This is a genomic window from Streptomyces sp. Je 1-332 (assembly GCF_040730185.1).
Lineage (GTDB): Bacteria > Actinomycetota > Actinomycetes > Streptomycetales > Streptomycetaceae > Streptomyces.
Window position 1 is genome coordinate 4,065,028 of record NZ_CP160402.1, and the last position, 21,551, is coordinate 4,086,578.

The 21,551-nt window shown below is 69.0% G+C and carries 21 protein-coding genes and 1 pseudogene; 10 read left to right on the top strand and 12 right to left on the bottom strand.

What is annotated here, in order from left to right:
* Positions 1 to 28 precede the first annotated feature (28 nt).
* Positions 29 to 511, top strand: a complete 483-nt coding sequence (locus ABXJ52_RS18370) for an NUDIX hydrolase (RefSeq protein ID WP_367043678.1) — start codon at positions 29 to 31, stop codon at positions 509 to 511.
* Between the two features lie 82 nt (positions 512 to 593).
* On the opposite strand, the gene ABXJ52_RS18375 is transcribed toward ABXJ52_RS18370, so the two are convergent.
* Both ABXJ52_RS18375 and ABXJ52_RS18380 read right to left on the bottom strand, forming a co-directional pair.
* Positions 594 to 2,171, bottom strand: coding sequence for a globin domain-containing protein (locus ABXJ52_RS18375; RefSeq protein ID WP_367043679.1), 1,578 nt, complete (start codon positions 2,169 to 2,171; stop codon positions 594 to 596).
* Between the two features lie 394 nt (positions 2,172 to 2,565).
* Positions 2,566 to 3,199, bottom strand: a pseudogene (locus ABXJ52_RS18380) (HAD-IB family phosphatase).
* Between the two features lie 77 nt (positions 3,200 to 3,276).
* On the opposite strand from ABXJ52_RS18380, the gene ABXJ52_RS18385 reads away from it, so the two are divergent.
* A complete protein-coding gene (locus ABXJ52_RS18385) occupies positions 3,277 to 3,828 on the top strand; it encodes a DUF2269 domain-containing protein (RefSeq protein WP_367043680.1) in 552 nt (183 codons plus the stop codon).
* Between the two features lie 5 nt (positions 3,829 to 3,833).
* Positions 3,834 to 4,703 carry a GNAT family N-acetyltransferase gene (locus tag ABXJ52_RS18390; RefSeq protein WP_367043681.1) on the top strand — a complete coding sequence of 290 codons (870 nt, stop codon included), beginning with the start codon at positions 3,834 to 3,836 and terminating at the stop codon, positions 4,701 to 4,703.
* A gap of 112 nt (positions 4,704 to 4,815) precedes the next feature.
* Here the strand turns inward: ABXJ52_RS18390 and ABXJ52_RS18395 are convergent, their stop codons facing one another.
* On the bottom strand, positions 4,816 to 5,241 hold the full coding sequence (locus tag ABXJ52_RS18395) for a heme-binding protein (protein ID WP_367043682.1): 426 nt from the start codon (positions 5,239 to 5,241) through the stop codon (positions 4,816 to 4,818).
* Between the two features lie 67 nt (positions 5,242 to 5,308).
* On the bottom strand, positions 5,309 to 6,517 hold the full coding sequence (locus tag ABXJ52_RS18400; protein ID WP_367043683.1) for an MFS transporter: 1,209 nt from the start codon (positions 6,515 to 6,517) through the stop codon (positions 5,309 to 5,311).
* Positions 6,518 to 6,658: 141 nt separating this feature from the next.
* Here ABXJ52_RS18400 and ABXJ52_RS18405 point away from each other — a divergent pair, with 141 nt between their 5' ends.
* Positions 6,659 to 7,117, top strand: a complete 459-nt coding sequence (locus ABXJ52_RS18405; protein ID WP_367043684.1) for a MarR family transcriptional regulator — start codon at positions 6,659 to 6,661, stop codon at positions 7,115 to 7,117.
* 63 nt (positions 7,118 to 7,180) lie between these two features.
* Positions 7,181 to 7,633 (top strand): GNAT family N-acetyltransferase, encoded by a 453-nt coding sequence (locus ABXJ52_RS18410; protein ID WP_367043685.1) that lies wholly within the window; start codon positions 7,181 to 7,183, stop codon positions 7,631 to 7,633.
* Between the two features lie 79 nt (positions 7,634 to 7,712).
* On the opposite strand, the gene ABXJ52_RS18415 is transcribed toward ABXJ52_RS18410, so the two are convergent.
* Both ABXJ52_RS18415 and ABXJ52_RS18420 read right to left on the bottom strand, forming a co-directional pair.
* Positions 7,713 to 9,095, bottom strand: coding sequence for a serine hydrolase domain-containing protein (locus ABXJ52_RS18415; protein WP_367043686.1), 1,383 nt, complete (start codon positions 9,093 to 9,095; stop codon positions 7,713 to 7,715).
* 54 nt (positions 9,096 to 9,149) lie between these two features.
* Complete coding sequence (locus tag ABXJ52_RS18420) at positions 9,150 to 10,022, bottom strand: methyltransferase domain-containing protein (protein ID WP_367043687.1); 873 nt, start codon at positions 10,020 to 10,022, stop codon at positions 9,150 to 9,152.
* Positions 10,023 to 10,050: 28 nt separating this feature from the next.
* On the opposite strand from ABXJ52_RS18420, the gene ABXJ52_RS18425 reads away from it, so the two are divergent.
* Positions 10,051 to 11,613 (top strand): PLP-dependent aminotransferase family protein, encoded by a 1,563-nt coding sequence (locus ABXJ52_RS18425; protein WP_367043688.1) that lies wholly within the window; start codon positions 10,051 to 10,053, stop codon positions 11,611 to 11,613.
* A 44-nt stretch (positions 11,614 to 11,657) separates the two neighbouring features.
* Here ABXJ52_RS18425 and dnaB read toward each other — a convergent pair whose 3' ends face one another.
* On the bottom strand, positions 11,658 to 13,139 hold the full coding sequence (dnaB, locus tag ABXJ52_RS18430; RefSeq protein ID WP_367043689.1) for a replicative DNA helicase: 1,482 nt from the start codon (positions 13,137 to 13,139) through the stop codon (positions 11,658 to 11,660).
* Positions 13,140 to 13,599: 460 nt separating this feature from the next.
* Here dnaB and ABXJ52_RS18435 point away from each other — a divergent pair, with 460 nt between their 5' ends.
* On the top strand, positions 13,600 to 14,937 hold the full coding sequence (locus tag ABXJ52_RS18435) for an MATE family efflux transporter (RefSeq protein ID WP_367043690.1): 1,338 nt from the start codon (positions 13,600 to 13,602) through the stop codon (positions 14,935 to 14,937).
* A 149-nt stretch (positions 14,938 to 15,086) separates the two neighbouring features.
* On the opposite strand, the gene rplI is transcribed toward ABXJ52_RS18435, so the two are convergent.
* From rplI to rpsF, 4 genes are all read right to left on the bottom strand, one after another.
* Positions 15,087 to 15,533, bottom strand: a complete 447-nt coding sequence (gene rplI, locus ABXJ52_RS18440) for a 50S ribosomal protein L9 (protein WP_190082966.1) — start codon at positions 15,531 to 15,533, stop codon at positions 15,087 to 15,089.
* An 18-nt stretch (positions 15,534 to 15,551) separates the two neighbouring features.
* On the bottom strand, positions 15,552 to 15,788 hold the full coding sequence (rpsR, locus tag ABXJ52_RS18445; RefSeq protein ID WP_003949403.1) for a 30S ribosomal protein S18: 237 nt from the start codon (positions 15,786 to 15,788) through the stop codon (positions 15,552 to 15,554).
* A gap of 57 nt (positions 15,789 to 15,845) precedes the next feature.
* Complete coding sequence (locus tag ABXJ52_RS18450; protein WP_367043691.1) at positions 15,846 to 16,454, bottom strand: single-stranded DNA-binding protein; 609 nt, start codon at positions 16,452 to 16,454, stop codon at positions 15,846 to 15,848.
* An 80-nt stretch (positions 16,455 to 16,534) separates the two neighbouring features.
* Entirely contained in the window at positions 16,535 to 16,825 is a 291-nt protein-coding gene (gene rpsF, locus ABXJ52_RS18455) for a 30S ribosomal protein S6 (RefSeq protein WP_280887590.1), read from the bottom strand.
* A 276-nt stretch (positions 16,826 to 17,101) separates the two neighbouring features.
* Here rpsF and ABXJ52_RS18460 point away from each other — a divergent pair, with 276 nt between their 5' ends.
* From ABXJ52_RS18460 to ABXJ52_RS18470, 3 genes are all read left to right on the top strand, one after another.
* Positions 17,102 to 17,413, top strand: coding sequence for a hypothetical protein (locus ABXJ52_RS18460; protein WP_367043692.1), 312 nt, complete (start codon positions 17,102 to 17,104; stop codon positions 17,411 to 17,413).
* 146 nt (positions 17,414 to 17,559) lie between these two features.
* Positions 17,560 to 18,681, top strand: coding sequence for a peptidoglycan bridge formation glycyltransferase FemA/FemB family protein (locus ABXJ52_RS18465; protein ID WP_367043693.1), 1,122 nt, complete (start codon positions 17,560 to 17,562; stop codon positions 18,679 to 18,681).
* Between the two features lie 90 nt (positions 18,682 to 18,771).
* Positions 18,772 to 19,803: an alanine racemase gene (locus tag ABXJ52_RS18470; protein ID WP_160506093.1), complete on the top strand. Its 1,032-nt coding sequence runs from the start codon at positions 18,772 to 18,774 to the stop codon at positions 19,801 to 19,803.
* Positions 19,804 to 19,903: 100 nt separating this feature from the next.
* Here the strand turns inward: ABXJ52_RS18470 and ABXJ52_RS18475 are convergent, their stop codons facing one another.
* Positions 19,904 to 21,451 (bottom strand): glycosyltransferase 87 family protein, encoded by a 1,548-nt coding sequence (locus tag ABXJ52_RS18475; protein WP_367043694.1) that lies wholly within the window; start codon positions 21,449 to 21,451, stop codon positions 19,904 to 19,906.
* Between the last annotated feature and the right edge of the window lie 100 nt (positions 21,452 to 21,551).

Sequence of the window (21,551 nt, forward strand, 5' to 3'; positions counted from 1 at the left end):
GTGGAACAGTCCGGGCCACATTCCTCCCATGACCGTCCGACCCGTGGTCAAGCGCACCGCACGCGCCGTCCTGCTCGATGGCGACGACCTGATTCTGATCAAGCGGACCAAGCCCGGCGTCGATCCGTACTGGCTCACCCCTGGTGGTGGCGTGGAGCCGGAGGACACGACCGTCGTCGACGCCCTCCACCGTGAGGTGCACGAAGAGCTCGGCGCCAAGATCTCCGATGTGGTGCCCTGCTTCGTGGACACCGTCGAGCACATCGGCGAGGACGGAGGCGCGACCGGCGTCAAAGTCCAGCACTTCTTCGTCTGCCGGCTGGAGTCCATGGACCTCTCCCTGCGGCACGGCCCGGAGATCGAAGAGCCGTGCGGCGAGTACGAGATCGTCCACGTGCCCTTCACCCGGGTCGGGATCGCCTCGGTCCACCTCGTACCGCTGTCCCTGCGGCACTACCTGGACGGCAACATCGAGGGCGTACGCGCGATGCACGCCCCCGATCTCGGCTAGGTGCCCCTTGGGGCTAGGGGCTTCCTGGGCTAGGCGCTTCTTGGGCTAGGGCCTTCCTGGGCTAGCTGCTCCTTGGGCTGAGCTAGTCGCCCACGGAGACCAGTTCCTCCACGGAGTCGTGGCGGATGCGTCCTGCCGGGATACCGACGTCCCGCAGCGCGTCCACCCCACTGCGGATCATGCCGGGCGGGCCCGAGAGATAGGCGTCGTACTCGTTCCAGGGGCCGTACTCGCGCACGGCGTCCGGGAATTGAGCGTGGCCGTCGACGACCGGGCGGACCGAGAGCCAGGGGTGGGACTGCTGGAGCCGCAGCATCGTGTCGATGTCGTACAGGTCGTGGTCGGTGCGGGCGCCGTAGAAGACCTCGACCGGCCGCCGTTCGCCGTGCTCGGCCACGTCCTCGACGAGCGCCTTGATCGGGGCTATTCCGGTGCCACCGCCCAGACAGAGCAAGCCGCTGTCGGTGGTGTGGTCGACGGTCATCGAACCGGCGGGCGCGCCGAGGCGCAGGACGTCACCGGGGCGTGCGTGATGCACCAGCGCGTTGGAGACCCAGCCCGCGGGGACGGCCTTCACGTGGAACGAGAGCAGCCCGTCGGAGCGCGGCGCCGACGCGAACGAGTAGTGCCGCCAGATCCGCGGCCACCAGGGCGTCTCCAGGCTCGTGTACTGGCCTGCCAGGAAGGGGTAGGGCTGGTCGGGGCGGACGGTGACAACAGCGATGTCGGGCGTCCTGAGGTCGTGCGAGACCACCTCGGCGAACCACCAGGCCGGGGCACGCAGTTCATCGGCGGCAGCCGCGTCGATCATGATCTGGGAGATCGTCGTGTACGTCCGGACCCAGGCGGCCTCGGTCTCCTCGTCCCAGATCGCGCTCGCGTAGCGGCTGAGCGAGCCGATCAGGCACTCGCCGACGGCCGGGTAGTGCTCGGGCCGGGTGCCGTACTTGCGGTGTCCGCGGCCGAGGTTCTTCAGATACGCGGCGAGCACGTCGGCGTGGTCGATGTGCTCGGCCGCGGTCAGCAGCGCCTTCAGCAGCCGGTCGCGCTGGGTGTCCATCGCGGCGGGGAACAGGGGGCGCAGGTCGGGGTGCCGGGTGAAGAGCAGCGCGTAGAAATACGACGTCACCTTGTCGGAGACGGGGGCTATCTCAGCCATCGTGCGCTGGACGCGTATCGCGTCGGGGGAGCCCGAGGGGGACGACGTCCGCGGTTCCGGCATGCCCTCGGAGCGCGGCTCGGGGCGTGCTGCGGGGGCGGCGTGAGGTGCGCTCCGGGGCGCGGCCTGTGACGCGTGCTGGTGCGGCGGGGCCTGGGGTGCGCTCTGCGGCGCGGCCTGAGCGGGCGCCGGCGATGGTGCCGGTGCTATGGCTGCTGCGGCGGCTGTCCGGCCTGCCGGTATTCGTTCCTCGGCCGCGCGTTCCGGCTCGGGCACGTGCCGTGCCTCCTGTGCGGGCGCAGCCGCGCCGGGCCTGCCCACCGGACGTATGGCCGACACCCGGCGTCCCTCGGTCACCTCGGGCTCACCGCCCTCGGGGGGTGTCGGCTGCTCGCCGCTCTCCGACGGCTTCGGCGCCTTCCGTGGGGTGAACCAGCCGCCTCCACCGCCGCTGTCGCCGGAAGTACCGTTGCCCGCCGACGTGGTGGTCGGAGCGTCCATGCTGTGCCTCGCCTCGAACATCTCTCAGTCGGTCCGTGCACTTCCCTGTGGGAAGCCGCTTACTTTCCCCGCTCTGCCTCGGCAGCCAATGTGGCCACATTGAACCTCGGATTACCGGACCCTACGGACAAGTAGGTAGTAAATGTGACATTGCCCGCAGTCAGCTCACCGCAGCGTCCCACCCCTCACCGTCACGCCGGTCGCATAACGGAAAGTTCAGGTCTTCGATCTCTTCGCCCCGTTAGGCTGCGTTGACCTCCGTCCGCGCCCCCCAGAGATGCGCTGCGATACACCCGGCGCGAACCGGACTCGACCATACCGGCAGCCGTCCGGCGCACAAGTCCCGCCGCCCTTCACCGGGAATTCAGCGACCCACGCCAGCCAATTGCCCCAATTACCGGGCGCCACGCACCAATTCATACGCCTTACGCAGATCACGCCCGACATAAGAGTGGGTCGCGAGCCCGACCAGCCGCTGATCCCGCATTGACAGCGACCGAAACAGGCACCGCTCCGAACAGCTCCAGGTCCGAGAGCGAGTCGCCATAAGCGATGCAATCGGACCGCCCGACCCCGAACTCTTCACAGAGCCGGTCCGCGATCTTCACCTTGGCCGCGGCGTTGAGAATGCCGGTCGGATTCACCGGCTCGGTGAACGGCACTGAGGGGAAACGCGACCCGTGCGCGGCATGCGCACCCCAGCCGAGCAACCGTTCCACGAAGAACGACGGCGACAGTGAGATCACCGCGCAGTAGTCGCCGCCCTCCCGGATCTCGGCCCAGGTTTCCCGGATCCCCGTCAGCCACGGCGCCCCCTCGAAGGCGGCGGTGACCTGCATGTCCGTGAGGTCCGCCCACAGGGCGTGCACCCGGGCCGCGTACTGCGGTGAGTCGATCCGCTGCGCCACGAAGTCCCGTTCCAGCTCCGCGATCTCCGCGTCGAGGCCGAGCTGGCGCGAGATCTCCACGGGAGCCGCCGTGCCGTGCAGCAGCGTTCCGTCCAGGTCGAAGAGGTGAAGGCGTGCCATGTACGCCGAGGCTAGTACCCGCGGTTACTCCCGCTGTAAGACGCCTTCCGTCGCGACTCCCGGGCACCGTGTTTCACGTGAAACTACGCCGCCCCGCTCGCCGGGCCACCCTCGTCGTCCATGTCATCGCCGCCGCAGGCTGGCTCGGGCTCACGCTCGGCCTGCTCGCGCTTGCGTTCGCGGCCATCACCACCGATTCCGCCTCGGTCACCGAGGCCGCCGCTCGCTCCATGAAGCTCTTCGCGGACTGGCTGGTACTGCCGCTCGCGCTGCTCACCCTGCTGAGCGGCCTGCTGCTGTCCCTCGGGACTCCCTGGGGGCTCGCCAGGCATCGCTGGGTCTACACGAAGTTCTGGCTGACCCTCGCCACGACCGCCGCGTCGGCGTTCGCCCTGCGTCCGGGCATCAACGACACGGTCGCCACCGTGTCCGCCGGCGCCCCGGTGACGGATCCCACCGGCCTGATCGCCGGGCCCATCGTCTCCCTGAGCGCCTATCTCTTCATGATGGTCATCTCGGTGCTCAAGCCCTGGGGCCTGACCGGCCGTGGCCAGAAGCAACGCAACCAAAAGAACCGTGCCTCTGCCCACAAACCGGTGGACGCCAAGGTCATGCGTCAGACAGCCTGAACCGAGTGTCGACACCTACCCTTTCCGCTCTGCCCATCCGCCGGCTGACCCTCCGCGATCTCAACGCCTGCGCCGACCTGTCGCAGGATCGAGGCTGGCCACGCGAGGACCACAAGTGGGGGCTACTGCTCTCGGCCGGTACGGGCTACGGCATCGACGACCCGGACGGCAACGGCCTCATCGCCGCCTGCGTGGTGACCGAGTACGGCCCGTATGAAAGCCCCGGCCTCGGAGCGATCGGAATGGTCCTCGTCGCTGAGCGGCACACCCGCCAGGGCCTGGGCCGCCGCCTCATGCACTTCGTCGTCGAGGGTGCGGGCACCACACCGCTCACCCTTCACGCGACGCCCACCGGCCGCCCCCTCTACGAGCAGCTCGGATTCAAGACCACGGGCAGCGCCGAGATGGTCCGCGGCCGGTTCATCTCCGGTGGCACCTTGCCGGATGTCGCCACCCGGCCCGCGACCGCGGAGGACCTGCCCGCGATCATCCGGCTCGACACCGAGGTCTTCGGCCTCGACCGTACGCACGTCCTCACCCGGCTTCCCGCCTTCGTCGACCAGCTGCGGGTCGCGGAGACGGACGGCACGATCACCGGCTACGCGGGGGCCTGGCCGAACATGGAGACCCATGTCATCGGCCCCCTGATCGCCCGGGACACGGAGACGGCGAAGGCCCTGATCGCCTCGCTCGCCGCCGGCTCGGACCGGCCGCTGCGCACAGACATCGACGTACGTCACGAAGAGCTGCTCGCCTGGGTGAAGGAGCGCGGCCTCGCGCCGATCGCCTTCAATGCCGTGATGACGTACGGCATCCCCGAGCTGCCCGGCGACTGGACCCGTCGCTTCGCGCCGCTGACGGTCGCGGCCGGCTGACCACACAGCGGCCCGCCCCCGAAGACCGGCTGGTTACCGGCACTTGGGGGCGGGCCTTCGTCACGTCCTCTCGCGCGGCCTCGTACTACCTACGCACGCGGTGTCGTACGTACTACGCGAGGGCCTCCACGGCCGCCGTGGCGAACCCGTGGTCCTGTTCGGGTGCTCCGCCACCGACACCGACGGAGCCGATCAGGCGGCCGTCCCGGTGGACGGGCACACCACCGGCGATGAAGAGCAGCGGCCGGTCGAGAGCGGTGGGCAGGGTGTGGAAGGGCCCGTCGGGCTTGACCAGGTCGACGAGGTCGGCGGTGGGGGCGTTGAGCTGAAGCGCCGTGTACGCCTTACGGGTGCTGGTCTCGCCGGAGATCAGCACAGCCCGGTCGTCGCGCCGGAAGGCGAGCAGATGGCCGCCCGCGTCGAGGACGGTGACACTGACCGTGACATCGGCCGCCTCGGCCGCACGGCCGGCCGCGGTGACGAGCGCCTCGGCGTCCTGCGTGGTCAGCGGGGCGACGGCGGGGGTGGTGGTGCTCATGGGGTTTCTCCTTGTGCGGTGGTGCTGATGAGGGGGGCTGGTGGGGTCGGTGGGAGAGGTCGGCGAGTCAGTGGTGGACGGGCGTCGCCTGCTCGACGGGGGCCACGCCAGCGACGACCCGGCTGGGAGCGGTCGTGCGGCGCTCGAGCGTGGCCGAGACCACGGCCAGCAGGAGCGCGGAGGCCGCGAGTGCCGCGCCCACCCAGTTCGGGGCGGTATAGCCGAGGCCCGCGGAGATCACGAGGCCGCCGAGCCAGGCCGAGAGCGCGTTGCCGAGGTTGAAGGCGCCGATGTTCATGGCCGAGGCGAGCGTGGGCGCGCCGGAGGCCTGGTCCAGCACCCTCTTCTGCAGGGGCGGCACGGTGGCGAAGCCCAGCGCGCCGATCAGGGCGATGGTCACAGCTGCCGCGATCTTGTTGTGCGCGGTGAGGGTGAAGAGGGCGAGCACGACGGCCAGCGCGCTCAGCGAGATGTAGAGCAGCGGCATCAGGGCTCGGTCCGCGAACTTTCCGCCGATCAGGTTGCCCGCGACCATGCCGAGGCCGAAGAGGACGAGAAGCCAGGTCACCGAGGAATCCGCGTATCCGGCGACGTCCGTCATCATCGGCGCGAGGTAGGTGACAGCCGCGAAGACTCCGCCGAAGCCGAGGATCGTCATCGCCATGGCCAGCAGCACCTGGACATTGCGGAATGCGGCCAGCTCGTGGCGCAGCCTGACGCCCTCGGGCTTGGGCAGGTCGGGAACGAGCTTGGCGATACCGGCCAGACCGATGACGCCGAGCCCCGCGACGACGGCGAAGGTGATGCGCCAGCCGAGGGTCTGCCCGACGAGCGTGCCGAGGGGGACACCGACCACGTTGGCCACGGTCAGGCCCGTGAACATCATGGCGATGGCTCCGGCCTTCTTCTCCGGCGCGACCAGTTCGGCCGCGACGACCGAGCCGATGCCGAAGAAGGCACCGTGGGCGAGCGAGGCGACGACTCGTCCCGCCAGCATGACGCCGAAGACCGGGGCCACGGCGGAGAGCAGATTGCCCGCGATGAACAGGCCCATGAGCAGCATCAGCATCCGCTTGCGCGAGATACGGGTGCCCAGGACCGTCATCAGGGGAGCGCCGAGCACGACGCCGAGTGCGTAACCGGTCACGAGCAGACCGGCCGTGGGGATGGAGACGCCGAAGTCACCCGCGACCTCAGGGAGGAGTCCCATGATCACGAACTCTGTGGTCCCGATTCCGAAGGCCCCGATCGCGAGGGCCAATAGCGCGAGAGGCATGGTTCTACCTTCCAAGGCGATTGCAGGTGCGCTTAGCTGGCGTCCACAATAATTGCATGCGCGGGTTAATTGCAAGCGCCGGATATTGCGCTGGTGGCCTATCCTGGTTCTCAGCAGCTCCGGGACGGAGGAACAAGAGCCATGACAGCGACAGACCCCGCACTGACAGCCCTTGCGCAGGGCTGGTGCGCGCTCTCCCTGCTCCACGGGAAGATCGAGACCCACATCGAGCGCGCCCTGCAGGCACACCACGACCTGAGCGTGCGCGAGTACTCCCTGCTGGATGTCCTCAGCCGCCAGCACGACGGGGAGGGTGGCCATCTGCAGATGAAGCAGGTCGCCGACGCCGTCGTACTCAGCCAGAGCGCCACCACGCGCCTGGTCACCCGGCTCGAGGACCGCGGGCTCCTGTCCCGCTACCTGTGCCCGACCGACCGCCGGGGCATCTATACGGACGTCAGCGACTCGGGCGCCGCACTCCTCGCCGAGGCACGCCCCACCAATGACGCCGCGCTGCGCGAGGCGCTCGACGAGGCGGCGCTGAACCCGGAGCTGGCGCCGCTGGTCAGGGCCGTGGAAGCGGTCCGGGTACCGGCGTAGGCCCTCTGTGGGTCGAGTGACCTGCCCTGCCTGAACGGCGATCGCCTGCATAGGCTGCGTCTCATGGGAGATCTTGAGATACGCCCGGCGGTCGCCGACGACATCCCCGCCATCGTGGAGATGCTCGCCGACGACCCCCTGGGCAGCACACGCGAGTCACCGGACGACCTCACTCCGTACCTCGCCGCGCTCGAACGCCTCGACGCGGACCCGAACCAGCAACAGGTCGTCGCCGTGCGCGAGGGACGCGTCATCGGCACACTGCAGCTCACGATCGTTCCGGGCCTGTCCCGGAAGGGAGCGCTTCGGTCGATCATCGAGGGTGTACGCGTCCACGCCGACGAGCGCGGCAGTGGTCTCGGCACCCGCTTCATCGAGTGGGCCGTCGATGAGTCCCGGCGCCAGGGCTGCCAGTTGGTGCAGCTGACCTCCGACGCCACCCGCACCGATGCCCGCCGCTTCTACGAGCGGCTCGGGTTCACGGCATCGCACGTGGGCTTCAAGCTTCAGCTCTGACGCCACCGTCGAAGCGTCATACCGCTTGGGCGTTGTGTTTCACGTGAAACACGACGCCCAAGCGGGCTCACACGAGGTCTTACTGGGGCAGCCCGCGCCATCCCTCCGGATCCACGCCGCCCGGCACGGGAGCCCCCGCGTCGTACGGCTCCCGGGTGAAGAAGAACGACCCCAGGTCGAGATGGCTCACCGTCCCGTCGGGCCGCCGCACCGCCCGCAGCTGCTCACCGGCGAAGTAACCGTCGAGTCCCGTCCACGCACCGTCGCCGTCCGGCAGGAATCGCGATCCGCGGCCCCCGCCCGCGAGGGGCGCCAGAACGAGTGCTCGCTCGGCCTGCGGGCGCAGCACGAAGGTGCTCGTCCCCCAGTACCAGGGCCCCGCCAGCTTCAGGAGCCCCTCGTCCAGCTCGGGCAGGGGGCGCCACGCCTCGGGAATCCGCGGCTCAGCCTCGGCCACGATCTTCAGCAGGTCCAGAGCCAGCCCCGTCACAGCAGGACCGGAAGTGCAGTTGGTCAGCGTTACCGCCACCAACCCGTCCTCCGCACTCGCCCACAACCCGGCCATGAAGCCCGGCAGCGAGCCCCCGTGCCCGACAAAGGTGCGCCCCTCCCCCCGGAGCAGCTGCGTTCCCAGGCCGTACGACACATCCCAGTCCCCCGCGGGCAGGGGTGACCCCGGCGTACGCATCTCCCGCACGGAATCGGCGGACAGAACCCGGTCGTCGCCCTCCAGGAGGAAGGCGGCGAAGCGTCCCAGGTCCGCCGTCGTGGACCACAGCTGCCCGGCCGCAGCCATGAGGCCCAGGTCCTCGGCGGGTTCGGGCATCATCACGTCGGCCCACGGATGGACGGCCCAGCCACCCGCGTGCGGGGCCTGCGGCTGCGCACTCGTCCGGTTCAGGCCCAGCGGCTCCAGGACCTCACGGCGCAGCACGGCTTGCCAGGAGTCCCCTCGCAGCACCTCGATCAGCGAACCGAGCAGTGTGTAACCGGGGTTGGAGTAGTGGAACCGTCGCCCGGTGGGATGCTTGAAGGGCTGCTCGCCGAGTACGTCCCCGAGCTCGGGGCGCTGCGACGCGGGCGTACGCTCCCACCACTCACCGGGGGTCTCGGCCGCCAACCCGCTGGTGTGCGCGAGGAGTTCCGCGATGGTGACATCGCCCGCGGCCGTCCCCGGGAGATGCTTCTCCAGGGGGTCGGAGAGGTCGAGGACGCCCTCGTCGCGCAGCCGCATCACCAGTACGGCGGTGAAGGTCTTGGTGATCGAGCCGATGCGGTACTGGACGTTCTCGTCCGGTGCGTGCCCCTCGACGCAGGTGCGCCCCTCGGTCCACACCAACTCGCCGTCCCTGAGCACCGAGGCGACGAGCGAGGGCGCCCTCCCCTCCGACTGAGCGGTGGCGACGCGGTGCAACAGGGCTCGACGGGTACTGGGCAGCAATTCTTCACGCGGTGATGTCATGGCCCCAGTCCACCGTCGGAGAAGCCGCCCGTCGAGCGAATTCCGCCGGTCGCGCTATGCGGCGCGCGTGCCCGTCGCTTTGAAGAACGTGTAGTGGAAGGTCCCGCCGTCGTCCGCGGTCCTGCGCAGGTCGTCGATCCCACGGTCCCAGTCGGCCTCGGTGATGAGGGACGAGGCGAGCGCGTCACCCCTGACGGATTCGATCATGGCGATGAACGTGCTGCGGGTGAAGCCCTCGACCAGGTGGGGCCGGGTCCGGTCCGCGTACACGGTGCGGGGCCGCACCCGGACACCGTCGTAGCCGGCCTGTGTGAGGAGCGGCTGCAGCTGCCGCCCGACCAGGGCGTTTCCCCCGCCGTCGACCTGGAGCTGGACGAGGCAGTCGATCGCCGCGCTGGCGTAGGCGCTGTCGGGATGGAAGAGCGCCGACCCGTGGTCCCCTTCGATCACGGTGATGGTCCCGCCGGGACGCAACAACCGCCGCAGTCCGGCGAGCGCGCGTTGGGCTGCCGCCAGATGCTCCAGGACGAAACAGACGAAGATGTGGTCGAACTCGGCGTCCGGGAAGGGGAGAGCGAAGAGGTCGGCACGGCGCCACCGCACGTGCGCGTCGGGCGCGTGTGCCGCCACGCGGGCGGCGGCCGTCGCGAGTGAGTCCGCCGACCGGTCGACGGCCACGAAGTGGGCCCCGGGACTGGAGTCGATCAGGTGGACCGTCTGGGCGCCGACCCCGCATCCGACCTCGAGAACCCGGCTCCCCGCTGGATACGCCGTGCCCTCGTGCAGCAGGGCGGCGAGGGTGTCCGCTTGGTCCCCCAGCCTGCGGGCCTCCTGAGGCGAGTATCCGTGGACGTACTCAACTGCCGGTCCCAGGGCGGGATTCGAGGGGGCGGTGGTGTCGGTCGCTGCGGTTGCTGCTGTCTGCATGCCTTCACCCTGGTGTCACTATGGCCCGGTGAACAGGTCCAATGACGGCGCCTCTGACCGGTCCATAAGCCGCGGAGCAGGGCGCCCGGTACACAGGCCCGCAGCGCGCGAGTTGGCGGTCGGAGCCGACTTTCTCCAGCTGAACATCGACGACGCCCCCGCGGGTGGCCGCGCGGACTGGCTGGCCCGGCAGCTGCGCCTCGCGATAGCGAACGGTCTCCTGCCGGTGGGCAGCAGGCTCCCGGCCACCCGCGTCCTCGCGGGCGAACTCCGCGTCTCCCGCGGCCTGATCACCGAGGCCTACCAGCGCCTGAGCGAGGACGGACACGTCGCCGGGCGCGGACGGAACGGCACCGTAGTGGTCGCCGCTCCGGCGAAAGCCCGGCCCGAAGCACCCGCGGGCCCGCCCCAGCCGCCCCAACCGCCCCAACCGCCCCAACCGCCCCCGAGCAGCCTGTTCGCAGCCCCACCCGGCACAGACATCTTCGACGCCCTGCGCGCCACCCCGGCCCGGATCGATCTCTCCCCCGGCATGCCCGACCTCGCTGCCTTCCCCCGCGCCGCCTGGCTGCGCGCTGAACGCACCGTGCTCAAGGACCTATCGGCGTCCGCCTTCGGCTACGGAGACCCGCGCGGAGCCCCGGCGCTGCGCAGAGTCGTCGCCGAGTGGCTGGCCCGCAACCGCGGCATCCGTGCCGACCCGGGTGATGTCGTCATCGCCGCGGGCACCGCCCAGACCCTCACCCTGCTCGGCCAGGTCCTGCACGGCGACGGCATCCCCGCGGTGGCCGTCGAGGACCCCGGGTCGCTCGGCGCCCGCCAGCATCTGCGCAACGGCGGCCTCTCCACCCCACCCGTCACGGTCGACGCCGAGGGCATCCGCGTCGACGAGCTGCGGGCAACGGACGCCCCCGCGGTGCTGCTGACCCCGGCGCACCAGTTCCCGACGGGCGTGGTGCTCGGCGGTGAGCGGCGGCGGGACCTGATGCGCTGGGCCACCGAGCGCGACGGGCTGATCATCGAGGACGACTACGACGCCGAGCACCGCTACGACCGCGCTCCCGTCCCCGCCCTGCGCTCCCTGCTCGCAGAGCACGTCTGCTACGCGGGGAGCGTTTCCAAGCTGCTGGCTCCTGCACTGCGGATCGGCTGGGTCCTCGCGCCACCGCGGTACCAGGAGGCGCTGGTCGCCGCCAAGCGCTTCGCCGACCTCGGCAACGCCGTACTGCCCCAGCTCGTCCTGGCCCAACTGATGGAATCGGGCGCCCTGGAACGCCAGTTGCGCCTCCTGCGCCGCCGCCATCGCCGCCACCGGGACGCGATGATCGCCGCGGTGAGAACTCATCTGCCGCGGGCCATCGTGCACGGCGCAGCGGCGGGCCTGCACCTGACGATCACTTTCGAGGCGGACTTTCGCGACACCGACCTCGCGGCGGCCGCCCTGACCCGCGGTGTGAAGGTCCAGCCCCTGTCCTGGCACAGCCAACGGCCGCACCGCCCCGGCTTGGTCCTCGGCTACGCCGCACCCACCGCCACGGAGATCGCCGAGGGCATGGCAAGCCTCGGAGAAACCTTGCGACAGCTGTCCTGACGGAGCGGCACCACTTCCGACGTACCCGCCGGAGCTGTTGCCCGCTACGTCTGCGCCATGTCCACGAAGCGCGAGTAGTGACCCTGGAAGGCGACCGTGATCGTCGCCGTCGGGCCGTTACGGTGCTTGCCCACGATGATGTCGGCCTCGCCCGCGCGCGGCGACTCCTTCTCGTACGCGTCCTCGCGGTGCAGCAGGATCACCATGTCCGCGTCCTGCTCGATCGAACCGGATTCACGCAGGTCCGAGACCTGGGGCTTCTTGTCCGTGCGCTGCTCGGGACCACGGTTCAGCTGCGAGAGCGCGATGACCGGGACCTCGAGCTCCTTGGCGAGGAGCTTCAGGTTTCGCGACATGTCCGAGACCTCCTGCTGGCGGCTCTCGGCGCGCTTGGAACCACCGGACTGCATCAGCTGCAGATAGTCGATGATCACCATCTTGATGTCGCTGCGCTGCTTGAGACGGCGACACTTCGCGCGGATCTCCATCATCGACAGGTTCGGGGAGTCGTCGATGTAGAGCGGCGCCGCCGACACCTCGGGCATCCGACGCGCGAGTCGTGTCCAGTCCTCGTCCGTCATCGTGCCGGACCGCATGTGGTGCAGCGCCACCCGTGCCTCTGCGGACAGCAGACGCATCGCGATCTCGTTACGCCCCATTTCCAGGGAGAAGATGACGCTGGGCAGGTTGTGCTTGATGGAGGCGGCGCGCGCGAAGTCGAGCGCCAGCGTGGACTTACCCATGGCGGGACGTGCCGCGATGACGATCATCTGGCCGGGGTGCAGGCCGTTCGTCAGCGAGTCGAAGTCGGTGAAGCCCGTCGGCACACCGGTCATCTCTCCGCTGCGCGATCCGATCGCCTCGATCTCGTCGAGCGCGCCCTCCATGATGTCGCCGAGCGGCAGATAGTCCTCGCTGGTGCGCTGCTCGGTGACCGCGTAGATCTCGGCCTGGGCGCTGTTGACGATCTCGTCGACGTCGCCGTCGGCCGCGTATCCCATCTGTGTGATGCGTGTGCCGGCCTCGACGAGGCGGCGCAGCACCGCGCGCTCGTGGACGATCTCCGCGTAGTACTCGGCGTTCGCCGCCGTCGGCACCGTCTGCACCAGCGTGTGCAGATACGAGGCCCCGCCGACCTTGGTGATCTCGCCGCGCTTGGTGAGCTCGGCCGCCGCGGTGATCGGGTCGGCCGGCTCCCCCTTGGCGTACAGGTCAAGGATCGCCGTGTAGATCGTCTCGTGCGCGGGCCGGTAGAAGTCGTGGCCCTTGAGCACCTCGACGACATCGGCGATGGCGTCCTTGGACAGCAGCATGCCGCCGAGCACCGACTGCTCGGCATCGAGGTCCTGCGGCGGTACACGCTCGAAGGCGGTTCCCCCGCCGTCCCAGCCACCGCTTTCACGGCCGCGCTCGTGCTGCTCGTCGCGGCCTCTGCCGCCCCCGTCGCGGCGCTGTCGGGAGGCGGGCAGACGGTCACTGGGACCGCTGTCGGCCCAGGGGTCGTCCAAGGGCTCGGAAATACTCACCGGGCCACCTCCCTCACGTCCGCCGCGCGGACCTCGCCGTGCCCCTCTTTCTTACGGCACGACACTGACAAATAAGCGGCCCAACTCCGGTTCTGGCGCGTCGGATTTACGGGCGTTCCGAGGCAGGATCACGAGGGGGGCGCCGCCCCACGGTAGGCCCGTGGCCACCGTCAGCCAATCTGGTTATCCACAGGCGGTGTGGATGACGGGCGCGTTGCTGTGGAGAACCCCGCCAAACCTGTGCACGGCTCGGTGGACAGGCCTGTGAACAAGCACTCAGCCTTCTCCACAAAGCGCCTCTGACCTGCACCTTTCGCATCCACCGGCTGTGCAGAAGAAAAACTTCCCCAGTCGGCCCAAGATCCTGCCGAACAGCACCCCGGAGAGCGCCCGACTCGTGACCAGGTAAGGGTCCTAAAGGCATTGCATCTCTTACCTGTGGAAGATTAGATTGGTGCCCATGACACCGGCTCCCGCGGCGACCAAGGTCGCTCGGCGACAGCATGACCGAGAGATCATCGCCCTCGCTGTTCCCGCCTTCGGCGCACTCGTCGCCGAGCCTCTCTTCGTGATGGCCGACAGTGCCATCGTGGGCCACCTCGGCACCGCACAACTTGCCGGTCTCGGCGTCGCCTCGGCCCTTCTCACCACCGCCGTGAGCGTCTTCGTCTTCCTCGCCTACGCGACCACGGCCGCCGTCGCCCGCCGAGTGGGCGCCGGAGATCTCCAGGCCGCCATCCGCCAGGGCATGGACGGCATCTGGCTCGCCCTCCTGCTCGGCGCCGCCGTCATCGCCGTCGTCCTTCCCACCGCACCCGCCCTAGTGGAACTCTTCGGCGCATCGGACACCGCGGCCCCGTACGCGATCACGTACCTACGCATCTCCTCGCTCGGCATCCCCGCCATGCTCGTCGTGCTCGCCTCCACCGGTGTCCTGCGCGGACTGCAGGACACCAAGACCCCGCTGTACGTGGCGGTCGGCGGCTTCGTCGCCAACGGCGTCCTCAACGTGGCCCTCGTCTACGGCGCCGGCCTGGGCATCGCCGGCTCCGCCTGGGGCACCGTCATCGCCCAGTGCGCGATGGCCGCCGTGTACCTCTACGTGGTCATCCGCGGAGCCAGACGCCACGGCGCCTCCCTGCGCCCCGACGCCGCCGGCATCAGGGCCTGTGCCCAAGCCGGCGCACCGCTCCTCGTCCGTACGCTCTCGCTGCGGGCGATCCTGATGATCGCGACCGCAGTGGCGGCTCGCCTCGGCGACGCCGATGTGGCTGCCCACCAGATCATCCTGTCGCTATGGAGCCTGCTGGCCTTCGCGCTCGACGCCATCGCCATCGCCGGCCAGGCGATCATCGGCCGCTACCTGGGCGCGAACGACGCCCAGGGCGCCCGCGACGTCTGCCGCCGCATGGTGCAGTGGGGCATCGCATCGGGGGTCGTGCTCGGAGTCCTCGTCGTACTGGCCCGCCCACTGTTCATCCCGCTCTTCTCCAGCGACTCCGTCGTCCAGGACGCGGCCCTGCCCGCCCTCGTGGTGGTGGCGATCTCCCAGCCGATCTGCGGCATCGTCTACGTCCTCGACGGCGTCCTGATGGGCGCGGGAGACGGCCCGTATCTGGCCTGGGCGATGTTGGCCACACTGGCGGCCTTCGCTCCGGTGGCCCTTCTCGTGCCCACCCTGGGCGGCGGACTGACCGCGGTCTGGGCAGCGATGACCCTCATGATGGCGGTCCGCATGGTGACCCTCTGGCTGCGCATGCGCTCCGGCCACTGGATCGTCACCGGCGCGACCCGCTGAGCCTGCGCCTTCCCGCTGACCACCGGACGCTGTTTCACGTGAAACAGCGGCTGTGAAGCAGCGTCCGTGACACACCACCTCGGAAACACGTTGGGCCGCACCCTGAGGGTGCGGCCCAACGGTTGCTTCAGCCCTGCCAAGCGCAGTGCTTAGGCGGAGACGACCTCGATGTTGACCTGAGCGGCAACCTCGGGGTGCAGACGCACGGACGTCGCGTGGGCGCCCAGCGTCTTGATCGGCGAGCCCAGCTCGACACGACGCTTGTCGATCTTCGGGCCGCCGGCGGCCTCGATCGCCGAAGCGACGTCAGCCGGGGTGACGGAACCGAAGAGACGACCGGCGTCGCCGGAGCGGACGGCCAGACGGACCTTGACGCCCTCGAGCTTGGCCTTGACCTCGTTGGCCTGCTCGATGGTCGCGATCTCGTGGATCTTGCGAGCACGACGGATCTGCTCGACGTCCTTTTCGCCACCCTTGGTCCAGCGGATCGCAAAGTTCCGCGGGATCAGGTAGTTGCGGGCGTAGCCGTCCTTGACGTCTACGACCTCGCCGGCGGCGCCGAGGCCGGAGACCTCGTGGGTGAGGATGATCTTCATTAGTCGGTCACCCTTCCCTTATCGCGCGGTGGACGTGTAGGGCAGCAGCGCCATCTCACGGCTGTTCTTCACGGCCGTGGCGACGTCACGCTGGTGCTGCGTGCAGTTGCCGGTCACGCGGCGGGCACGGATCTTGCCGCGGTCGGAAATGAACTTCCGCAGCATGTTCGTGTCCTTGTAGTCCACGTACGTGACCTTGTCCTTGCAGAATGCGCAGACCTTCTTCTTAGGCTTGCGCACAGGCGGCTTCGCCATGTGTTCTCTCCTGTTTGATCAAGAAGTGTGGGAACGGCCCACCCTTGGCCCTGAGGCCTAGAAGGGGGGCTCGTCCGAGTAGCCGCCGCCAGAGCCGCCGGAGCCACCGGAGCTTCCGCCCCAGCCACCGCCGCCGCCCTGCTGGCCGCCGCCGGCCGGCGCACCGGTCGCCCAGGGGTCGTCGGCGGGAGCACCGCCACCGCCACCCTGCTGCTGACCGCCACCGGAGCCGCCGCCCCAGTTGCCGCCGCCCTGGTGGCCGCCGCCACCGCCGCCGAATCCGCCGCCCTGGCCACCGCGACCGGTGGTCTTGGTGACCTTGGCCGTGGCGTTCTTCAAGCTGGCGCCGACTTCCTCGACGTCCAGCTCGTAGACCGTGCGCTTGATGCCCTCACGGTCTTCGTAGGACCGCTGCTTCAACCGGCCCTGCACGACGACGCGCATGCCTCGCTGAAGCGACTCCGCGACGTTCTCCGCCGCCTGACGCCAGACCGAGCAGGTGAGGAAGAGGCTCTCGCCGTCCTTCCACTCATTGGTCTGACGGTCGAAGGTGCGGGGAGTGGACGCGACACGGAACTTCGCGACCGCCGCACCGGACGGGGTGAAGCGCAGCTCGGGGTCGTCGACAAGATTGCCGACTACCGTGATGACGGTCTCGCCTGCCATGGGGGAACCTCTCGGCGGGTTTGCTGCTGGCTGCTTTTGCTGCTGCTACTCGGATCCCGAGTGCCGCTGAGCTAGGAAGCTCAGTGGGTCTCGGGACGGAGGACCTTGGTCCGGAGGACCGACTCGTTCAGGTTCATCTGGCGGTCGAGCTCCTTGACGACCGCAGGCTCGGCCTGCAGGTCGATGACCGAGTAGATGCCCTCGGGCTTCTTCTTGATCTCGTACGAGAGACGACGACGGCCCCAGGTGTCGACCTTCTCGACCTTTCCGCTGCCCTCACGGACGACGGAGAGGAAGTTCTCGATCAACGGGGAGACAGCGCGCTCCTCGAGATCGGGGTCGAGGATGACCATCACTTCGTAGTGACGCATGTGGAACCCACCTCCTTTGGACTCAGCGGCCACGGTCGTTCCGTGGCAGGAGGGTCGTGATGCGTACGCAACGGTATCGGCAGCCACTGACAATCGGGCTCCCCGATCAGTAGGCCGATCGGGAGTCCCTGCCATGGCCTGGGCAGACACCGGTGCAGACGGTACACAGTACCCGCACCGGGGCTTCCGGTTGAAATCCGGCCGCGGAAGGGCAGAATCTGTACACATCGGGTGTGTATGGCGCTACAGTGCGCCGCCTTCCGCAGGAGGTGCCTTATGGCACAGACATTGCGACCGAACACCGCCGGCTCTCTCTTCGCCACGGACGGCAAGGCCCATCCCATGCAGGACACGCTGCTCGGCGTGACCCTGATCCTGGGTGTGATCGCCTTCGTCACGGCGATGTTCCACAACCTGCACCTGCTCAGCTCATGGGCCGGCCTGGTGGGAATCGCCACGGGTGCTTGGGGACAGTTCATCTCCGAGACGACCCGCGAACGCTTCGGCCTGATCCTCGGCCTCGGCGCATCGGCGGTCGGATTCTTCCTGGGTATGGCCCACGGCGGACTCTTCGGCGGGCTTTGGTAGCCGCCCCTCGACGCCCCCGCCGCGCCTAGGGCGGGGGCGTAGGTCCCGTACGCCCAGACGGGGCGCTCTCGGGGCACAGTAGGCTTCGGCGCGAGAGCCGGAGCCCCTGTACCCATGGGGACACACCAGCCCGAGGAGCGCCCCGAATGAGTCTGACCCTGAGGACCATCAGTCGCGAGCAGCATCTGGCGTATATCCAGAGCCTGCCGTCGGCAAGTCATTGCCAGGTCCCGGCATGGGCGGATGTGAAGAGTGAATGGCGTTCGGAGAACCTGGGCTGGTTCGACGACCGGACCGGCGAACTCGTCGGTGCGGGCCTGGTGCTCTACCGGCAGTTGCCCAAGGTGAAGCGCTATCTCGCGTACCTCCCCGAGGGCCCGGTCATCAATTGGTACGCCCCGAACCTGGACGACTGGCTGCAGCCGATGCTCGCGCATCTGAAGCGGCAGGGCGCCTTCTCCGTGAAGATGGGCCCGCCGGTCGTCATCCGGCGCTGGGACGCTCCCGCGATCAAGTCCGGCATCCAGAACCCGGACGTGAAGCGCCTGCGGGACGTCGAGGCCTCGCACATCGAACCGCGCGCCTTCGAAGTCTCCGACCGGCTGCGGAAGATGGGCTGGCAGCAGGGCGAGGACGGCGGCGCCGGCTTCGGTGACGTCCAGCCGCGTTATGTCTTCCAAGTCCCGCTGGCCAACCGCTCCTTGGACGAGGTCCTCAAGGGCTTCAACCAGCTGTGGCGACGCAACATCAAGAAGGCCGAGAAGGCCGGCGTCGAGGTCGTCCAGGGCGGTTACGAGGACCTCGCCGAGTGGCAGCGCCTGTACGAGATCACCGCTGTCCGCGACAAGTTCCGTCCGCGGCCGCTGGGTTACTTCCAGCAGATGTGGCGGGCCCTCAACTCCGAGGACCCCAACCGCATGCGGCTGTACTTCGCGCGGCACAACGGCGTGAACCTGTCCGCGGCGACGATGCTCGTCGTCGGCGGCCATGTCTGGTACTCCTACGGCGCCTCGGACAACATCGGCCGTGAGGTCAGGCCCTCGAACGCGATGCAGTGGCGGATGCTCCGGGACGCCTACGCACTCGGCGCCACCGTCTACGACTTGCGGGGCATCTCCGACTCCCTGGACGAGACGGACCACCTCTTCGGACTGATTCAGTTCAAGGTGGGCACGGGTGGAGAGGCTGTCGAGTACATCGGCGAGTGGGACTTCCCCCTCAACAAGCTGCTCCACAAGGCGCTCGACATCTACATGTCGCGCCGCTGACCGCACCGCCCCGGCACAACTCGCACCACCCGACATAGTCTTCATATCTCTGATACACCGCAGCCACGAGAAAGGTTCCGGGATCCGGCCATGGCGCTCACGCTCTATGTCGACACCGCGCGCTGGCGGGCACACCACAAGCACGTGCTGGAGCAGTTCCCGGGAATCGTCCCGGTCTGCAAGGGCAACGGCTACGGCTTCGGTCATGAGCGCCTCGCGGAAGAAGCGACCCGCTTCGGCTCCGACGTCCTCGCCGTCGGCACCACGTACGAAGCAGCCCGGATCAAGGACTGGTTCAGCGGTGACCTGCTGGTCCTGACCCCGTTCCGGCGGGGCGAGGAGCCCGTGCCGCTGCCCGACCGCGTCATCCGCTCCGTGTCCTCCCTGGACGGCGTACACGGCCTCGTGGGCGCCCGCGTCGTCATCGAGGTCATGTCCTCGATGAAGCGGCACGGCGTGAGCGAGCAGGAGCTCTCACAGCTCCACGCGGCCATCGAGGACGTACGGCTCGAGGGCTTCGCGATCCACCTGCCGCTGGACCGCACCGACGGCTCGGACGCCGTCGAGGAGGTCATCGGCTGGATGGACCGGCTGCGTGCCGCCCGTCTTCCGCTGCACACCATGTTCGTCAGCCACCTCAAGGCCAACGAACTCGCCCGCCTGCAGCAGCAGTTCCCTCAGACGCGCTTCCGCGCACGCATCGGTACGCATCTTTGGCTGGGCGATCACGAGGCCACCGAGTACCGCGGCGCCGTCCTTGACGTCACGCAGGTGACGAAGGGCGACCGCTTCGGCTACCGCCAGCAGAAGGTCGCCTCCGACGGCTGGCTGGTCGTCGTCGCGGGCGGCACCTCGCACGGCGTCGGCCTGGAGGCACCGAAGGCGCTGCACGGGATGGTCCCGCGGGCGAAGGGCGTGGCCCGCGCGGGCCTCGCGACCGTCAACCGCAACCTCTCGCCGTTCGTCTGGGGCGGCAAGCAGCGCTGGTTCGCGGAGCCGCCGCACATGCAGGTCTCCATCCTCTTCGTGCCCTCGGACGCTCCCGAGCCGAAGGTGGGCGAGGAATTGGTGGCCCATCTGCGGCACACCACCACGCAGTTCGACCGCATCGTCGACCGCTGATCACGGGCAGGACGAGCCGAACACAGTCTGAAGGGCCGGGAGCGACAGTTGTCGCTCCCGGCCCTTCAGTCGTTCCAGGCCACCTCGCTGGCGCGTTCGCTCAGGGCGAAACGTCGGTCGACGCCGATCCCCACCGCACCTGGGGGCCCTCGGTGGAGTGCACCGTCTGCCGTGGCGGATGAGCCGCCTGGCCGAGGACGAAGACGTCCTGTGCGCCGTCCAGGACGCCTCCTGAGGGGTCATCGTCACCGGACCGCCGCACCGGGTCCCGCTCCGGCATCAGGATGTCGCGTACGACCACGGCGCACAGGTACAGCGTCCCCAGCAGGTGGACCACGATCGCGAGTTGATAGCCCTCGGTCGGCAGGCCCTTGTGGGCGTCTCCGCTTGTCGTGTACGCGAGGTACAGCCAGATCCCCAGGAAGTACCCGACCTCGCAGGCCTGCCAGATCAGGAAGTCACGCCAGCGCGGCCGGGCAAGCGCCGCGAGGGGGATCAGCCACAGTACGTACTGCGGCGAGTAGACCTTGTTGGTGAGGATGAACGCGGCGACCACCAGGAAGGCGAGCTGCGCGAAGCGCGGTCGACGCGGCGCCGTCAGGCCCAGCGCGCCGACCCCGAGGCAGGCAAGCAGCATCAGAGCGGTCGCCAGGGTGTTGACCGTATCCGTGGACAGCGGGTCGTCCATGCGCTGCGAGAGAATCAGCCAGAACGAGCCGAAGTCGACGCCTCGCTCCTGGCTGAAGGTGTAGAACTTCGCCCAGCCCTCGCGGATGTGAAATCCCGTCGCGTCGTGCGTGATCATCACGGGCAGGTTCACCACGAGCCAGGCCCCAACCGCGGCCCCGGCCGTCGTGAGGAACGGCCTCCAGCGCCCTGCCCGCCAGCACAGGATGAGCAGCGGGCCGAGCAGCAGCGCCGGGTAGAGCTTCGCGGCGGTGGCAAGGCCCAGCAGGACGCCCGCCGAGAACGTGCCCCCACGCGCCCACATCAACATCGCGGCGGCCGTGAGAGCGACGGCGAAGAGGTCCCAGTTGATGGTGGCCGTCAGCGCGAAGGCGGGCGCCAGGGCGACCATCAGGCCGTCCCAGGGACGGCGCCTGTGGGTGCGGGCGACACAGACGGCGATGACCGCCGTGCAGGCCATCAGCATCCCGGCATTGACCATCCAGTAGAACTTCTCCTGGTGCTGGATGCTGCCGCTGCCAGGGGTCAGCCAGGAGGCCACCTCCATGAACACACCGGTCAGCACCGGGTACTCGAGGTACTCCATATCGCCGGGCAGCTTGTCGAAGTAGGGCACGAGCCCGTCGGCGAAACCGCGCCCCTGGTAGAGGTGCGGGATGTCGGAGTAGCAGGCATGCGTGTACTGCGAGCTCGCACCCTGGAACCATGCGCCGTCGTAGCAAGGCATCTTCTGCACCATGCCGAGTGCGAACATCCCGATGGCCACGAGCGCGATGACGCGTACGGGGGTCAACCGTGTCGCCGCGTACAGCACTCTGCGGCCGATGGGTCCACCGATCAGCTCGCTGCCGGCCGCGGCGACCTCATCCTCCTTGGTCGGCTGTACCGGCTCCGGCTGTTGTGCACTGGGGTTCTTGTGCACGCTCGTGCGCGTCGTCTCTGCACTGGGCATGCCGCACATCCTGCCGTACGCACCTGAGAACACGGCGAGGGCCGCCACACCGGTGCGGTGTGGCGGCCCTCGTCAACGCTCAGTGGCGCATGTTTCACGTGAAACAGCG

What these genes read in the sequence shown, in the direction of transcription:
- ABXJ52_RS18370 (WP_367043678.1), top strand. Translation starts at nt 29, where the DNA reads ATGACCGTCCGACCCGTGGTCAAGCGCACCGCACGCGCCGTCCTGCTC.
- ABXJ52_RS18375 (WP_367043679.1), bottom strand. Translation starts at nt 2,171, where the DNA reads ATGGACGCTCCGACCACCACGTCGGCGGGCAACGGTACTTCCGGCGAC.
- ABXJ52_RS18395 (WP_367043682.1), bottom strand. Translation starts at nt 5,241, where the DNA reads ATGAGCACCACCACCCCCGCCGTCGCCCCGCTGACCACGCAGGACGCC.
- ABXJ52_RS18400 (WP_367043683.1), bottom strand. Translation starts at nt 6,517, where the DNA reads ATGCCTCTCGCGCTATTGGCCCTCGCGATCGGGGCCTTCGGAATCGGG.
- ABXJ52_RS18405 (WP_367043684.1), top strand. Translation starts at nt 6,659, where the DNA reads ATGACAGCGACAGACCCCGCACTGACAGCCCTTGCGCAGGGCTGGTGC.
- ABXJ52_RS18410 (WP_367043685.1), top strand. Translation starts at nt 7,181, where the DNA reads ATGGGAGATCTTGAGATACGCCCGGCGGTCGCCGACGACATCCCCGCC.
- ABXJ52_RS18415 (WP_367043686.1), bottom strand. Translation starts at nt 9,095, where the DNA reads ATGACATCACCGCGTGAAGAATTGCTGCCCAGTACCCGTCGAGCCCTG.
- ABXJ52_RS18420 (WP_367043687.1), bottom strand. Translation starts at nt 10,022, where the DNA reads ATGCAGACAGCAGCAACCGCAGCGACCGACACCACCGCCCCCTCGAAT.
- ABXJ52_RS18435 (WP_367043690.1), top strand. Translation starts at nt 13,600, where the DNA reads ATGACACCGGCTCCCGCGGCGACCAAGGTCGCTCGGCGACAGCATGAC.
- rplI (WP_190082966.1), bottom strand. Translation starts at nt 15,533, where the DNA reads ATGAAGATCATCCTCACCCACGAGGTCTCCGGCCTCGGCGCCGCCGGC.
- rpsR (WP_003949403.1), bottom strand. Translation starts at nt 15,788, where the DNA reads ATGGCGAAGCCGCCTGTGCGCAAGCCTAAGAAGAAGGTCTGCGCATTC.
- ABXJ52_RS18450 (WP_367043691.1), bottom strand. Translation starts at nt 16,454, where the DNA reads ATGGCAGGCGAGACCGTCATCACGGTAGTCGGCAATCTTGTCGACGAC.
- rpsF (WP_280887590.1), bottom strand. Translation starts at nt 16,825, where the DNA reads ATGCGTCACTACGAAGTGATGGTCATCCTCGACCCCGATCTCGAGGAG.
- ABXJ52_RS18460 (WP_367043692.1), top strand. Translation starts at nt 17,102, where the DNA reads ATGGCACAGACATTGCGACCGAACACCGCCGGCTCTCTCTTCGCCACG.
- ABXJ52_RS18465 (WP_367043693.1), top strand. Translation starts at nt 17,560, where the DNA reads ATGAGTCTGACCCTGAGGACCATCAGTCGCGAGCAGCATCTGGCGTAT.
- ABXJ52_RS18470 (WP_160506093.1), top strand. Translation starts at nt 18,772, where the DNA reads ATGGCGCTCACGCTCTATGTCGACACCGCGCGCTGGCGGGCACACCAC.
- ABXJ52_RS18475 (WP_367043694.1), bottom strand. Translation starts at nt 21,451, where the DNA reads ATGTGCGGCATGCCCAGTGCAGAGACGACGCGCACGAGCGTGCACAAG.